At 68.3% G+C, this 15,298-nt stretch carries 11 protein-coding genes; 8 read left to right on the top strand and 3 right to left on the bottom strand.

All coding sequences use genetic code 11. The features are described from left to right. The first annotated feature begins 29 nt into the window (after positions 1 to 29). The 4 genes from M6D93_RS00680 (at position 30) to M6D93_RS00665 (ending at position 4,578) form a co-directional block, all read left to right on the top strand. Complete coding sequence (locus M6D93_RS00680) at positions 30 to 614, top strand: YqgE/AlgH family protein (RefSeq protein ID WP_249772130.1); 585 nt, start codon at positions 30 to 32, stop codon at positions 612 to 614. A gap of 184 nt (positions 615 to 798) precedes the next feature. Beyond that, a complete protein-coding gene (locus M6D93_RS00675; protein ID WP_347343719.1) occupies positions 799 to 2,226 on the top strand; it encodes an MFS transporter in 1,428 nt (475 codons plus the stop codon). A 4-nt stretch (positions 2,227 to 2,230) separates the two neighbouring features. Beyond that, positions 2,231 to 2,770, top strand: coding sequence for a universal stress protein (locus M6D93_RS00670; RefSeq protein ID WP_249772126.1), 540 nt, complete (start codon positions 2,231 to 2,233; stop codon positions 2,768 to 2,770). Between the two features lie 143 nt (positions 2,771 to 2,913). Further along, the gene (locus M6D93_RS00665; protein ID WP_249772124.1) at positions 2,914 to 4,578 is read left to right on the top strand and encodes a methyl-accepting chemotaxis protein; all 1,665 of its coding nucleotides are present in this window, start codon (positions 2,914 to 2,916) and stop codon (positions 4,576 to 4,578) included. 216 nt (positions 4,579 to 4,794) lie between these two features. On the opposite strand, the gene M6D93_RS00660 is transcribed toward M6D93_RS00665, so the two are convergent. Next, the gene (locus tag M6D93_RS00660) at positions 4,795 to 5,904 is read right to left on the bottom strand and encodes an inositol-3-phosphate synthase (protein WP_249772122.1); all 1,110 of its coding nucleotides are present in this window, start codon (positions 5,902 to 5,904) and stop codon (positions 4,795 to 4,797) included. Between the two features lie 135 nt (positions 5,905 to 6,039). Next, positions 6,040 to 6,609 (bottom strand): PadR family transcriptional regulator, encoded by a 570-nt coding sequence (locus tag M6D93_RS00655; protein WP_347343718.1) that lies wholly within the window; start codon positions 6,607 to 6,609, stop codon positions 6,040 to 6,042. 205 nt (positions 6,610 to 6,814) lie between these two features. On the opposite strand from M6D93_RS00655, the gene M6D93_RS00650 reads away from it, so the two are divergent. From M6D93_RS00650 to M6D93_RS00635, 4 genes are all read left to right on the top strand, one after another. After that, positions 6,815 to 9,283 carry a transglycosylase domain-containing protein gene (locus M6D93_RS00650; protein ID WP_249772118.1) on the top strand — a complete coding sequence of 823 codons (2,469 nt, stop codon included), beginning with the start codon at positions 6,815 to 6,817 and terminating at the stop codon, positions 9,281 to 9,283. Between the two features lie 92 nt (positions 9,284 to 9,375). Continuing rightward, positions 9,376 to 10,836, top strand: coding sequence for a glycosyltransferase family 87 protein (locus tag M6D93_RS00645; RefSeq protein WP_249772116.1), 1,461 nt, complete (start codon positions 9,376 to 9,378; stop codon positions 10,834 to 10,836). A 152-nt stretch (positions 10,837 to 10,988) separates the two neighbouring features. Then, the gene (locus M6D93_RS00640; RefSeq protein ID WP_347343717.1) at positions 10,989 to 12,443 is read left to right on the top strand and encodes a S10 family peptidase; all 1,455 of its coding nucleotides are present in this window, start codon (positions 10,989 to 10,991) and stop codon (positions 12,441 to 12,443) included. Between the two features lie 134 nt (positions 12,444 to 12,577). Further along, a complete protein-coding gene (locus M6D93_RS00635; RefSeq protein ID WP_249772112.1) occupies positions 12,578 to 14,344 on the top strand; it encodes a proline--tRNA ligase in 1,767 nt (588 codons plus the stop codon). Between the two features lie 24 nt (positions 14,345 to 14,368). On the opposite strand, the gene M6D93_RS00630 is transcribed toward M6D93_RS00635, so the two are convergent. Beyond that, positions 14,369 to 15,169 carry a deoxyribonuclease IV gene (locus M6D93_RS00630; RefSeq protein ID WP_249772110.1) on the bottom strand — a complete coding sequence of 267 codons (801 nt, stop codon included), beginning with the start codon at positions 15,167 to 15,169 and terminating at the stop codon, positions 14,369 to 14,371. Positions 15,170 to 15,298 lie beyond the last annotated feature (129 nt).

Raw genomic sequence — 15,298 nt, 5'->3', positions numbered from 1 at the left:
AGGATGTACGGGGAGGGAAGGAGACACCGATGGCGCATGACGGTCGGGACTCGTGGCAGCTGCCACCCGCCGCCCACAGACTGCTGGTCGCTGCCCCGGCGCTGAGCGACCCCGAGTTCTTCCGAACGGTCGTCTTCCTCATCGAGCACGACGAGACCGGCTCGGTCGGGGTCATCATCAACCGCCCGTCGCACACCCCGGTGGGCCAGATCCTGCCGGACTGGCAGGAGGTCATGAGCGAGCCGTCCGTCGTCTTCCAAGGCGGACCGGTGCAGCGCGACGGGGCGCTGGGCCTGGGACGGCTGGCCGGCTCGACCGATGCCGGCAACGGCCTGCGCGCGGTCAGCGGCGGCCTGGCCCTGGTCGACCTGGACGCCGAGCCGAGCGAGGTTGCGGTGAGTGCGGCCAGCCTGCGGGTCTTCGCCGGCCACTCCGGGTGGTCGGTCGGGCAGTTGGACGACGAGATCGCCGACGGCGGGTGGTTCGTGGTCGCCGGCGGCCTGGACGACGTGTTCTCCCAGCAGCCAGGCGGCCTGTGGCGGACCGTCCTGCGCCGCCAGTCCGCGCCGCTGTCGCTGTTGTCGACCTACCCCGTCGACGCCGGCCTGAACTGATTGCTCGGTTAAGTCGGGGTTGCGTGGTTGGTACCGAAGGCGTCGGAGGTGTAGGACATACAGGCTGGCTGAACACGCGAGCCGGCGCGACCCGACGAGGTGTGCGGTGACGGCAGCGACGCCAGGCCAGCCGATCGGCAGTTCCAGCAAGACCAGCCCGCAGCGGCCCCGCGCCGTCCGCAGCGTGGTCCCCGCCCGGCTCGATCGACTGCCGTGGGCACGGTTCCACTGGCTCATCGTCGTCGGACTCGGGGTGTCCTGGATCCTGGACGGCCTGGAGATCCAGATCGTCTCCCAGGCGGGCTTCAAGGACAGCCTCGGCCTGACCAACGCCGACGTGGGCGCGCTCGGGTCGGTCTATCTCGTCGGCCAGGTGGTCGGCGCGCTGTTCTTCGGCCGGATCACCGACCGCATCGGGCGCCGCAAGATCTTCATGCTGACGTTGGCCATCTATCTCGTCGGCTCCGGTCTGGCCGGGCTGTCCTGGAACTTCTGGGTGCTGGCCGCGTTCCGGTTCGTCGCCGGGGTCGGAATCGGCGGGGAGTACTCCGCCATCAACTCCGCGATCGACGAGCTGATCCCGTCCCACTATCGCGGCCGGGTGGACATCGCGATCAACGGCACCTACTGGGGCGGTGCCGCGATCGGCGCAGCCGCCAACCTCTACCTGCTGTCCGACGCCGTCCCCAAGAGTGTGGGCTGGCGCATCGGCTTCTTCATCGGACCGCTGCTGGGGCTGTTGATCATCGGTCTGCGCCGGCACATCCCGGAGAGCCCGCGCTGGCAGATGACCCACGGGCACGCCGAGGAAGCCGAACGGACCCTGGACGACATCGAGGAACGGGTCCGCAACGACGGTCACGAGCTGCCCGAGGTGGACGACAAGAAGGCCATCAAGATCGTCCCGCAGAAGTGGATCCCGTTCGGCCAGCTCTTCGGGATCTTCTTCTCCACCTACCCGCGGCGGACGATCCTGGGCATCTCACTGATGGCGACCCAGGCCTTCCTCTACAACGCGATCTTCTTCTCCTACGCACTGGTGCTCGAACACTTCTTCAAGGTCAGCAGCGCCCACACGAGCTACTACTTCCTGCCCTTCGCGTTCGGAAACCTGCTCGGGCCGCTGCTGCTGGGACCGCTGTTCGACACGATCGGCCGGCGGGTGATGATCACCGGGACGTACACGTTGTCCGGGGTCCTACTGGCCATCTCGGCCTACCTGTTCCAGGCGGGTTCGCTGAACGCGACCACCCAGACCATCCTGTGGTGCATCATCTTCTTCTTCGCCTCCGCCGGTGCGTCCTCGGCCTATCTGACCGTCAGCGAGATCTTCCCGCTGGAACTGCGCGGCCAGGCGATCGCGGTCTTCTTCTCCATCGCCCAGATCTGCGGTGCGATCGCCACGTCGCTCTACGGCCACCTGATCGGCGGCGCGAACAACGCCAACCCGCCCCGGGGACCGCTCACCGTGGGCTACTACCTGGGAGCGGGCGTGATGATCTTCGGTGGGATCGTCGCCTTCTTCCTCGCGATCAACGCCGAGCGCCGGTCGCTGGAGGACATCGCCGACCCGCTGACCAAGGCCTCGGACGAGCTGGAAGAGGTGGCCTGAACCCATGAGCGAGCCACATGGCAACGCAGGCCCGAACCCGATGGCCAGTCCGATCGTGGTCGGTGTGTCCCGACGTACCGGATCGCCCGACGCGGTCCGGTGGGCCGCAGCCGAGGCGCACCTGCGGGACACCTCCGTGGTGGCGGTAACCGCCTGGCGCGGTCCGCGCACGCCCTCGGCGCCCGGGGGGCGTCCGAGCGCGATCAGCCCGGTCGCGCCGGAAGACGCCTTCGTCGAGGAGGAGGAACGGCTGCGCGCCGAACTGGAGCGAGCCGTCGGCGATCTGGAGGCGCTCCGGATCTCCTTCTCGCTGCGCCGCGGGTCCGCCTCGTCGGTGTTGCTGGCAGCGGCGGTCGGCGCACAGTTGCTCGTGCTCGACTCGCCTCGCGCCGGTGGGCTGGCGACCGTGGGCAAGTCCCTGATCGCGCCGCAGGTCGTCCTGCGTTCGCCCTGTCCCGTGGTCCTGATGCCGCCCTCGGACACCGACCCCGCTCCCGTGCTGTCGGAGGGGACCGGCACCGGCACTGCCCAGCTCACGGTGTAGCGCGGGCCCGGGAGTGACCGGTGCGCTCGGGAAGCCGGGATCGACCATTCAGGTGATCTTGTAATCCGACGATGGGGACCGTGACTGTTGCCGTCAAGGCCTCATACGGAGGGCCGCCGGCACCGAACCCGGAGGCATTCCCCGTGACTGTTGTGGCACAACCCGTCCTGTCCGCTGCGGGCGCGACGAGCGTTCGCCGGAACCCGCTTCGCATCCTGACCAACGTGCCGGTCGCCGGCAAGGTCAGCTTGCTGGTGGTGCTCGGGTTGCTCGCCACGGCCCTCGTCGGCGTCATCGGCACCTCCGGCATCTCCAAGACCGAGTCGACCGCCAACACGGTCGTCGCGGGAGCGTCCAAGCGCGCGGTCGACTTCGGCGTGACCCGCGAGGCGTTCGCCCGGATGCGGATCAACCTCGTGCAGGCCGGCATGTTCAACGCTCCGGCCGACATCGCCGACGGCCTGGACACCTACGCCAAGAAGAAGGCGCTGACCGTCGCCGGTCTGGCGGCCTACTCCCAGAACCTTCCGGCCGTCCAGCGGCAGCTCTTCGACGCCTCGGTGACGCCGGTCATCAACCAGATCATCCAGATCTCGGACAACGTGCTGCTGCCGATGGCCAAGGGTGTCCACACCGCGGCGATGAACGCGAAGTTCGCGACGATCTACCAGGCCCAGATCGGTCCGCTGGTCGACACCCTGCAGGCGGCCTTCGACAAGCTCACCGCGTTGGACGAGCAGGAGATGACCGACGGTCTGGTCCACATCCAGACAACCAAGAGCGATGCGGTCCGCTTGTCGTGGACGGTCCTGGGGGTCGCCGCGCTGCTGCTCATCGTGCTCGGGGTCGGCCTGGTGCTGATGATCGCCAAACCACTCAGCCGGGTCCAGCGGGTGCTGGAACACCTGTCCGAGGGTGACCTGACCCAGTCCGCGGGGGTGCAGGCCAAGGATGAGATCGGGCGGATGGCGGGCGCTCTCGACAAGGCCCAGGGCTCGCTGCGGCACACGTTGTCGTCCATCGGGTCCTCCGCTGTCGGCCTGGCCAGCAGCGCCGAGCAGTTGACCGTGATCGGGGCCCAGGTTTCGGCCACCGCGGACGAGACGGCGCGTGAGTCGGCCAACGCCGCCGCGGTTGCCGACGAGGTGTCCACACATGTGCAGACGGTGGCCGCGGCGACCGAGCAGATGACGGCCTCGATCAACGAGATCGAGCAGTCTTCGGCCAACGCGGTCCAGGTGGCGGCCACCGCCGTGACCGAGGCCCGGGCGGCGACGGAGACCGTCACCCGGCTCGGCGAATCGTCCTCGCAGATCGGCAGCGTCGTCCGGGTCATCACCGCCATCGCCGAGCAGACGAACCTGCTGGCGCTCAACGCCACGATCGAGGCTGCGCGGGCGGGGGCAGCAGGCAAGGGCTTTGCCGTGGTTGCCTCCGAGGTCAAGGACCTGGCCCAGGAGACCGCCAAGGCGACGGAGGAGATCTCGTCCCGGGTGGAGAAGATCCAGGGCGACACCACCGCTGCGGTGGAGGCCATCGGCCGGGTCTTCGAGATCATCGAGAACATCAACGAGTACCAGACCACCATCGCCGCGGCGGTCGAGGAGCAGGCCGCCACCACCGTGGAGATCTCGCGATCGGTGAACGAAGCGGCCTCCGGCGTCTCGCAGATCGCGGTCAGCCTGGACACCGTCGTGTCCGTCGCCCAATCCTCTCGCGAGGGCGTCGCGCAGACCGAGCAGTCGGCGGCAGAGCTGGCGCGCCTGTCGGACGAGCTCCGCATCGTCATCAGCGGGTTCACCGTCTGACGTTGAGGTTGCCCAAGTTGCGGGCCGTCGGACGTTGAGGTTGCCCAAGTTGCGGGCCGTCTGACGTAGAGGTTGCCCAAGTTGCTCGTGGACGTCACGCAACAAGGGCAACGTCAACGGTGGTGGGCTCGCAACGAGGGCAACCTCAACGTGAGAAGAGGCCGGGATTCCCGAAGGAATCCCGGCCTCTTCCGTGTGAACGGTCAGGCGGGGCGCTTAGCGCTCGATATCACCGTTGATGAAAGCCTCGACCTGCTGCCGGGCCGTGGTGTCGTCGTACTGGACCGGCGGGGACTTCATGAAGTACGAGGACGCCGACAGGATCGGGCCACCGATCCCACGGTCCTTGGCGATCTTCGCGGCGCGCAGGGCGTCGATGATGATGCCGGCCGAGTTGGGCGAGTCCCAGACCTCGAGCTTGTACTCGAGGGTCAGCGGAACCTCACCGAAGGCACGACCCTCGAGCCGGACGTAGGCCCACTTGCGGTCGTCGAGCCACTGGACGTAGTCCGACGGGCCGATGTGGACGTTGCGGTCAGAGATCTTGCCGCCGAGCGGACCGGTCAGGTTCGAGGTGACCGACTGGGTCTTGGAGATCTTCTTCGACTCGAGGCGGTCACGCTCCAACATGTTCTTGAAGTCCATGTTGCCACCGACGTTGAGCTGGTAGGTGCGGTCCAGCACTACGCCACGGTCCTCGAACAACTTGGCCATGACGCGGTGTGTGATCGTCGCGCCGACCTGGGACTTGATGTCGTCACCGACGATCGGCACACCGGCCTCTTCGAACTTCGCGGCCCACTCGGGGGTACCGGCGATGAAGACGGGCAGGGCGTTGACGAAGGCGACCTTGGCGTCGATGGCGCACTGCGCGTAGAACTTCGCGGCGTCCTCCGAACCGACCGGCAGGTAACAGATCAGGACGTCGACAGCGGCGTCCTTGAGAACCTTGACGACGTCGACGGGCTGCTCGTCGGACTCCTCGATGGTCTCGCGGTAGTACTTGCCGAGGCCGTCGAGGGTGTGACCGCGCAGGACGGGAACGTCCAGCGGGGGGACGTCCGCGATCTTGATGGTGTTGTTCTCCGAGGCGACGATGGCCTCGGACAGGTCGCGACCGACCTTCTTCGCGTCCACGTCGAACGCGGCGACGAAGTCGATGTCGCTGACGTGGTACGGGCCGAACTTGACGTGCATCAGACCCGGGACGGTGCCCGACGGGTCGGCGTCACGGTAGAAGTGCACGCCCTGCACGAGCGACGCGGCACAGTTGCCTACGCCGACGATGGCTACGCGGATGCGACCGCTGCCGTTTTCCGAACCCATGGCGGGCTCCTCCTTAGTGGTGGTGTTGCTCGGTTCTTTTGGTCTGGTCATGCGGGTGGTGCTGGTCGTGCTCGGTGGTGCCCCGTTGCCGGAAGGTGCTCGTCAGCGGGTGGTGGGACTGGTGCGAACGGCCCGTCAGCCAGGACCGGGCGGTTTGGTGGACCGCTCGCTCTCGATCAGTTCGGTGAGCCAACGGACCTCGCGGTCGGCGGACTCCAGGCCGTGCTCCTGCAATTGCAGGGTGTAGCGATCCATCCGTTCGCGGGTGCGAGCGATGGAGGTCCGCATGCCGTCGGCCTGCTCGGTCATCCGTTGCCGGCGGCCTTCGAGGATCTGCAGGCGGATGTCGGAGCGGGTCTGGGCGAAGAACGCCAGACGGGTACCGAAGCCTTCGTCGTCATAGGCCTCGGGGCCGACCGCGGCGAGCAGCGAGGCGAAATGCTCCTTGCCCTCGGCGGTCAGCTTGTAGACCTTCTTGCCGCGCTTGGACCGGCCGGCGAAGCCGATACCGGCGGGGTCGGCCGTGTCGTACAGCGGCGTTTCCTCGTCGATCCAGCCCGCCTCCTGCAGCCGGCGCAGCGTCGGGTAGAGCGAGCCGTAGGAGAACGCGCGGAAGGCGCCGAGCAGGCTCGACAACCGTTTGCGGAGTTCGTAGCCGTGCATCGGGGACTCGTTGAGCAGACCCAGTACCGCGATCTCCAGCATTGACGTCCCCCCTCCCGCATATCGCACCGTTATAGCGTGCGGATGTATCGCCACGATACATCAGTTCGACACGGCGGGTGGTCGGACACACCTGAGACGCCGGTGAGCGCTCAAATCGTGCACCTAGGCCACCGCCCGTACTGTCGTGTCGGGTTGCCGTCAATTGCGCGGCCGTCCGCCTGCCACCGACCCAGGGAGTTCCAGCGTGTCCGACGACTATCGCCCCGACAGCCGATCCGGTGATCGAGGTCCTAGCCGCAACGGCCGGACCGACGGCCCGTCCCAACCGGGTTCGCGCGCCGGCAACGGCGCCGGCAAGCGGGCCCACGGACCGGGGGACCTTTGGGGGGCCAAGCCGGGCTCGCGGCGGGCCAAGCGCGCAGTCGGACCGACCGCGGCCGAGCTCGCCGCGATGAACGGGTGGAAGCGCCGGCGTGCGCTGAAGAAGCGCCGCATCGCGCGGATGAGCACCGGTAAGCGGGTCAGCCGCCGAATCGGTGTGATCGCCACCAGCCTGCTGGCGGTGTTCGCGTTGCTGTTCACCGTGGCCGCCATCGGCGTCTACAAGGTGGTCAACGTCCCCAGCCCGGACTCGCTGAACACCAGCCAGACGGCCCAACTCCTGTACTCCGACGGGACGCCGATCGCGAGCATCACCGGTGGCGAGAACCGGACCAGCGTGCCTCTGTCCAAAGTGCCCGAGCACGTCCGGTCGGCGGTCATCGCGGCCGAGGACCGCGGTTTCTACTCCGAGCCCGGGATCTCGATCCGCGGCACGTTGCGGGCGGTCCTCAACGACATCAAGGGTGGTTCCGTTCAGGGCGGTTCGACCATCACGCAGCAGTACGTCAAGAACGCGTACCTGAGTTCGGACCAGACCCTCGGCCGCAAGGTCAAGGAGGCGGCCATCGCGCTCAAGCTCAGCCGTGAGTACTCCAAGGACACCATCCTGGAGAACTACCTCAACACCATCTACTTCGGCCGCGGGGCCTACGGGATCCAGGCGGCGGCCAAGGCCTACTTCGGCGTGAATGTGCAGCAGTTGACGGTGTCCCAGGGCGCGCTGCTCGCGGCCGTGATCAAGTCGCCGGAGTACTACGACCCCCGAATCACGCCGACCGCGGCGAAGGATCGCTGGGGCTATGTGGTGGACGGCATGGTCAGCATCGGAAAGCTCAGCCAGACCGAGCGTGACACGCTGAAGTTCCCGACCACGATCAAGAAGGCGGCGGCCAAGTCCTCAGCCCTGGACGGGCCGCTCGGACTGGTGTGGACCCAGGTCAAGCAGGAACTGGCCGACAACGGCATCCCGGAGTCGGAGATCAACGCCAAGGGACTGCGGATCACGACAACCATCAATCGCACGGCCGAGTCCGACGCGATCGCGGCGGTCAAGTCGACCTTCGCCAACCTGAGCCCGCAGCAGAAGAAGGACGGGACGCGGCCGGCGCTCGTGGCCGTCAACCCGGCCAACGGTGGCGTGGTCGCCTACTACGGCAACTCCACGGGTACCGACTTCGACTACGCCAACGGCTACCGTCCGCCCGGTTCGTCCTTCAAGCCCTACACCCTCGCCACCGCCCTGCAGCAGAACGTCGACGGCAAGAACGCGGCGTATGCGATCTCCTCGACGGTGAACGGCTCCTCCCCGCAGAACATCGCCGGGACGGTGGTCAACAACGATCCCTCGGACCTGCAGTACTCCAGCCCGGCGGTGCGCGTGGACTTCGCGATGAAGGTCTCGCTGAACACGGTGTTCGACGCGATGGCCAACAAGGTGGGGCCGGACAACGTACGCGACATGGCGATCGCGTCGGGTATCCGCGACGTGAACGGCAGCGGCAAGAAAACCCTTATCCGTAAGGACGGAACGGTGAGCTTCGGCATCGGCATCGGGGACGCCGACTACGCGGTGCGGCCCGTCGACCAGGCCAACGGCTTCGCCACGATCGCCAACGGCGGTACCGCGCACAAGACCTTCTTCGTCGCCAAGGTGGCCGACGCCCAGGGCAACGTCCTCTACCGGCACAAGGTCTCGGGGTCGCGGGCGATGGACCCGAAGGTCGCCAACGACGTCGGGCTGAGCCTCAAGCCGATTGCCGACTGGTCGCTGGATTCGCTGGCCGGCGGCCGCCAGTCCGGGGCCAAGACCGGGACCGCGGGTATCCAGACCGGTCCGAACGCCGGACAGAACAGCGACGCCTGGATGGTCGGATACACCCCGCAGCTGTCGACGGCGGTCTGGGTCGGTACCGGTGGGACCAAGCCGATCCACAACGCCTCCGGCGGCCAGGAGTACGGCCGCGACCTGCCGGGGCTCACGTGGAAGGCGTTCATGGACGCCTACCTCAACGGCCAGCCGAACGAGCCGCTGCCGACGACCCAGATGATCACCAAGGGCGCCAACATCGCACCGAGTTCGACCAAGCCGTCGAGCAGCGCGCCGTCGACGACCGCGCCGTCGAGCACGGCACCGTCGACGACCGCACCGACCACGACCGCGCCGGCCCCCACTCCGACGCCGACCCCGACGCCCACCCCGTCGAAGTCCTGTGGCGTGCTCGGCGTGATCTGCACGACCACCACGCCGCCCGCCTCACCGACGCCGACCACCACCTCCCAGGCTCCGCAAGGCGCGGCGACGACGACACCGGCTGGAGCGCCGGCGGGATGAGCGGCGGGCGTCGGGCCGGTGGCGGGGGTCGAGCCGTTCGCGTCGCCGCTCGGGGTCGAAGCTGCGCCGGCGGTGGACGTTAGGGTGCTCGCATGGCAGTACCCCTTGTCACGCCGGTGATCCCGCCGTCCCGCACGGATCCGACGATCGAGCGAGCCGCCGGAGCGATCGGTGGGCCGGTAGGTCGCTACGCCAGGACCTCGGGTGGCTGGTGGACGACCATCAAGGTTTTGCTCGCCCTGGCCGCGGTCACCCTGACGTTGGCGTACGTACAGAAGTCTCCGTGTGCCAACGGGCAATGGGTGGCCAACTCGCAATACACCCGCGCCTGCTATTCGGACGTCATCCCGCTCTGGTCGGCCGAAGGGCTCGCCGACGGGGCGGTCCCGTATCGCGATCACGCCGTGGAGTACCCCGTCGTCACGGGCGGATTCATGTGGGTCTCGGCCGAACTGACCCGGGGCTGGCACGCCCTCGCCGAGAGCTCGTCGTTGCCGGGCAAGGACGAAGGCATCGTCTTCGGCGTCGTCACCTGCTTGATGCTGGCCGTCTGTGGCCTGCTGGCTGTGGCCGCCACCGCCGGCGCGGCCGGTCGGCGCCGGCAATGGGACGTCGCGCTCTTCGCGGCCAGCCCCCTGTTGATCTTCCACGCCTTCTCCAACTGGGACCTGATCGCCATGGCCTTCGCGTCTGCGGCGCTGTGGGCGTGGGCCCGTGGCCGGCCGATCGCCGCCGGCGTGATGATCGGCCTCGGGACGGCGGCCAAGCTGTATCCGGCGCTGTTGCTCGTACCGCTGGCACTGCTGGCGTTCCGGACCCGGTCCTGGCGGCCGGTGGTGTGGACGGGCGCGTCCGCGTTGGCGGTCTGGCTCGCGGTGAATGTGCCGGTCGCTCTGGCGTGGACCACCGGGTGGAAGGAGTTCTACACCTTCTCGGCCTCCCGTCCGGCCGAGGCCAGCACGTTCTGGGCCATGCTCAACCACTATTTCCCATCGCACTTCTCCACCCCGTCCAGTGGCGGTTGGGTTCCGCCCGGCGCGGCCGTGGCCGCCCTGCTGCTCAGCGCGCTGGTGATCATCAGCCTGATCGCGTTGAGTGCGCCGTCCCGCCCGCGCCTGGCCCAGCTCTGCTTCCTCGTCGTCGCCGCGTTCCTGCTCACCACGAAGGTGTGGAGCCCGCAGTACTCGGTCTGGCTGGTGCCCTTGCTGGCCCTGGCCCGTCCCCGCTGGCGCCTGGCCATCATCTGGCAGGTCTGCGAGATCGCGGTCTGGATCGCGACTCTGCTCTGGCTGGTGTCCGGGGCCGACCCCAACCACGCGATGACCTACGAGGGCCTGACGTCGATCCTGCTCGTGCGCGACGCGGTTCTGCTGGCGCTCGTGGTGCTGGTGGTCGTGGAGATCAGGCATCCGGAGCTGGACATCGTGCGCTCGCGGGAGGAACCCGATCCCGGTGCCGGGGTCTTCGCTGACCTGCCGGCCGACGATGACCGGGTGCTGGGCCGAGCGCCGACGCGCCTGGAGCTGCCCGCTTCGCTACCCTCGGCCGAGTGAGCACCCCCGAAGCCGAGCCCACCGCAAGCCCCACAGCGAGCGCCGGCCTCGGTGCCGACGCCCCTTCCGACGCCAGACCGGACTCACAGGCCAGCGCGGGACGGCCCGATTCGCCGCCCGATTCGCCGCCTGCTTCACCGCCCGCTTCACCGCTGGCTTCATCGGCCGCGCCGCCGCCCGTGGACGATCTCGTCACGACGCACCACACGCTCAAGATCGGCCGGAAGTCCCTGGCGTACACGGCGACCGCGGGTCGGGTCGTGCTCCGCGAGGAGAAGATCACCGACGGCCGCTTCGACGGCCTGGTGCCCAAGGCGGAGATGTTCGTGACGTCCTACACCCTCGATGGTGCGGAGAAGTCGCGTCGCCCGATCACGTTCGCTTTCAACGGTGGTCCCGGCTCGTCGTCGGTGTGGTTGCACCTCGGGCTGTTCGGGCCGCGGCGCATCGTCATGGGCGACGCCGCCGAGCTGCTGCCCCCGCCCTACGCACTGGCCGACAACGCCGAGTCGTTGCTGAGCGTGTCCGACATCGTGTTCATCGACCCGGTCAGCACCGGGTACTCGCGGATGGCCAACGGTGAGAAGGCGGACGAGTACCACGGCTACGCCCGAGATCTGGACGCCGTCGGTGAGCTGATCCGGTTGTGGACCTCGCGCAACGATCGCTGGATGTCACCGAAGTTCCTCGCGGGCGAGTCCTACGGCACACTGCGGGCAGCGGCCCTGGCCCATCACCTGCAGGAGAAGTTCGGCCTGTACTGCAACGGGATCATGCTCATCTCCTCCGTGCTGGACATGGGCACGATTCGTCCCCAGGTCGGCAACGACTGGCCTTCGATCCTCTTCCTGCCGACCTTTGCCGCCATCGCCCACTACCACGGCAAACACGGCCGGAAATCGCTGCGGAGCGTGCTGCGGGACGCCGAGGAATACGCCTCCCGTGACTACCCCTACGTGCTGTCGCGGGGCAACCGGCTGTCCGAGGCCGAGCGCCAGGAGGCGGCCGCACGTGTGGCCTCGCTCACCGGGCTCACGGCCGACTACGTGCTGCGCTCGGACCTGCGCCTGGAGCACGTGCGCTTCTACACCGAGCTGCTGCGCGCATCCGGCCGCACGGTCGGGCGCCTGGACGGACGGTTCGCCGGCTGGCTCCATGACGGGGTCGCGGATCGCTTCGACGAGGATCCCAGCTACGACGCGATTGCCGGGCCCTACTCGGCCGGGCTCAACCACTACGTCCGGGACGAACTCGGATATGCCAACGACCTGCCCTACGAGCTGATCTCGCCCAAGGTCCAGCCCTGGTCCTACAAGGAGTTCGAGGGCGAGGCGGTCAACGTCTCCCGCCGCCTGGCACGGGCCATGCGGGCCAACCCGCACCTGAAGGTGCACGTCGCCTTCGGCTATCACGACGGGGCGACGCCCTATTTCGCAGCCGAGCACGTACTGGCCCACCTACCGATCCCCGCTGAGCTGCGCGGCAACATCTCGACCGCTTACTACCCGGCCGGCCACATGATGTACGTCCACGAACCGTCGCGGCTGCAGCAGTCGGAGGATCTGGCCAACTTCGTGCGCGACGCCTCGCCGGTGCGGGCCGGCTGAGCCGATCGGCCGCGGTCCGGCCCGGCTGAGCCGATCGGAAATCGCCGCGGGCAGCTCAACTAAGCTCTCGGGTTGGGCATTCGCGGCGTAGCCGTTCGCCGGTTGCCCACCAATGCTGATGAGGAGTCCTCGCCGTGGCTTTGCGGATGTCGACGTTGTTCCTGCGCACCCTGCGCGACGATCCGGCCGACGCCGAGGTCCCGAGCCACAAGCTACTGGTGCGCGCCGGTTACGTCCGGCGGGTGGCACCCGGCATTTACAGCTGGCTGCCGCTGGGCCTGGAGGTGCTGCGCAACGTCGAGAAGGTCGTGCGCGAGGAGATGGTGGGCATCGGTGCCCAGGAAGTCCACTTCCCCGCGCTGATCCCGCGTGAGGTCTTCGAAGCGTCGGGGCGATGGGAGGCCTACGGCGACGGGCTGTTCCGGTTGCAGGACCGCAAGACGAACGACTACCTGCTCGCCCCCACGCACGAGGAGCTGTTCACGCTGCTCGTCAAGGGCGAGCTTTCGTCGTACAAGGACTATCCGCTGTCGCTGTTCCAGATCCAGACGAAGTACCGCGACGAGGCGCGGCCCCGGGCCGGCATCCTGCGCGGCCGCGAGTTCATCATGAAGGACTCCTACTCCTTCGACCTGACCGACGAGGGCCTCGCGGCGTCCTACCAGGCGCACCGCGACGCCTACGAGCGGATCTTCTCCCGCCTCGGGTTCGACTATCGCATCGTGTTCGCGGTGTCCGGTGCGATGGGCGGGTCGGCGTCGGAGGAGTTCCTGGCCCCCACCCCCTCCGGTGAGGACACGTTCGTCCAGTGCACCAACTGCGACTACGCGGCCAACACCGAGGCCGTCGTGATCGCCTCGCCACCCGCCCAGGATCCGTCCGCCCAGCCCGCATCGGTGGTCCTGGACACCCCGGACACGCCCACCATCGACACGCTGGTGGACCGGCTCAACACCCTTGATGTCGGCCGCGAGTTCGGCGCCGCGGACACCTTGAAGAACGTGGTGCTGCGGACCCGGGCGCCGGGCGAGAAGGCGTGGTCGCTGCTCGTCGTCGGCGTTCCCGGTGACCGGGAGGTCGACCTCAAGCGGCTGGCCGGGCAGCTCGAACCGGTCGAGGTCGAGCAGGCCGGCCCGGACGATCTCGCGGCGGTGCCCGCGCTGGTCAAGGGCTACATCGGCCCGCAGATCCTGGGCGAATCCTCCGCGACCAAGGTCCGGTTTCTGGTCGACCCGCTGGTGGTTCCCGGTTCGGCCTGGGTCACCGGTGCGAACGAGGCGGACAAGCACGCCGCCTTCGTGGTGCGTGGCCGGGACTTCGAGGCCGACGGCGAGATCGGCGCGGTCGAGATCCGCGACGGGGACCGGTGCTCGGTGTGCGGGGCCCGGCTGGAGATCGCCCGCGGCATCGAGCTGGGCCACGTCTTCCAGCTCGGACGCAAGTACGCCGAGACTTTCGGTCTGACCGCGCTCGGTCCGGACGGCAAGCCGGCGACGGTGACGATGGGGTCCTACGGGGTCGGGGTGACCCGGGCGGTGGCAGCACTCGCCGAGCAGACGTTGGACGACAAGGGCCTGTCGTGGCCGCGGATCGTCGCGCCGGCCGACGTGCACGTGGTGGCCACCGGCAAGGACGAAGCGGTGTTCGAAGCCTCGCAGGCGCTGGTTTCCTCGCTGGAGGAGGCCGGTGTCCGGGTGCTCTACGACGACCGCCGTGGCGTGTCTCCGGGCGTGAAGTTCAAGGATTCCGAACTCATCGGCGTCCCGACGATCGTGATCGTGGGACGAGGACTGGCCGGCGGCACCGTCGAGATCAAGGACCGGGCCACCGACGAACGCCGTGAGGTACCGGTCGCCTCGGCTGCGGAGGAACTACTGGCCCTGGTCCGCGCCACCGGCTAGCGGCGGACGGCCCGAGCGCCCCACTCAGGTGTTGGCCCGCAGGAACGTGATGTCCTCGGCCTGACCGTCGGCGGGCGTCTCGACGATGACATCGCTGCCGGCCTGCTTCGCGACGGCGGCGATCGCCTCGGGCGCGATGAAGCCGGTGCCGAAGTTGGTGTGCCGGTCGGCGCCGGAGTCGAAGGTGTCCCGGCTGTCGTTGGCGTGCACGAGGTCGATTCGGCCGGTGATGGCCAGCACGCGGTCCACGATTCCGTCCAGGTCTTCTCCACCGGCGTGGGCGTGGCAGGTGTCGAGGCAGAAACCGGGTTGGTACTCGCCGATGGCGTCCCAGAGCTGAGCGATGCGATCGAGGTGCCGAGCCATGGCGTGGGTGCCGCCGGCGGTGTTCTCGATCAGGATGGGAAGTGGAAAACCGCCGCTGTCGGCCGCGTAGGCGAAGACCTTTCGCCAATTGTCGATGCCGGTGGCCGGGTCGTCGGTGTTCGTTACGTGCCCCCCGTGCACGATCAAGCCCTTGGCGCCGATCTCGGCCGCGGCCGCCGCGTGCTGGCCCAGCAGCTTGCGGCTCGGGATCCGAATGCGGTTGTTCGTGGTGGCGAGGTTCAGGACGTAGGGCGAGTGGACGTACACCGTGACGGCGTCGTCCTTGATCGCCGCCTTGATGGCATCGGCGTGCGGGTGTTCCTTCGGGGCCTTCCAGCCCTGCGGATCAGCTAGGAAGAACTGAATCGCGGCTGCGTCGACGGCGTGGCCGGCGGCGAGCGGGTCGGTCGAGTCGACGTGCGCCCCGATGGCGCGCTGGACGGGGGCGGTGTCGGACATGATCGTCACCTTACGACCGCCCACCGACAGCCGGCCGTCACTTCTGGCCGTCACCTCTGGCCGTCACCTCTGGCCGTCACCTCTGGCCGTCACCTCGGGCCGTCACCTCGGGGGCGGCGGATCGTTGAT

The sequence above is a fragment of the Jatrophihabitans telluris genome (assembly GCF_023516435.1).
In the GTDB taxonomy this organism is placed as follows: domain Bacteria; phylum Actinomycetota; class Actinomycetes; order Mycobacteriales; family Jatrophihabitantaceae; genus Jatrophihabitans_A; species Jatrophihabitans_A telluris.
Note: the sequence above shows the minus strand (reverse complement) of the source record. Positions and strands in the feature narration are given on the sequence as shown.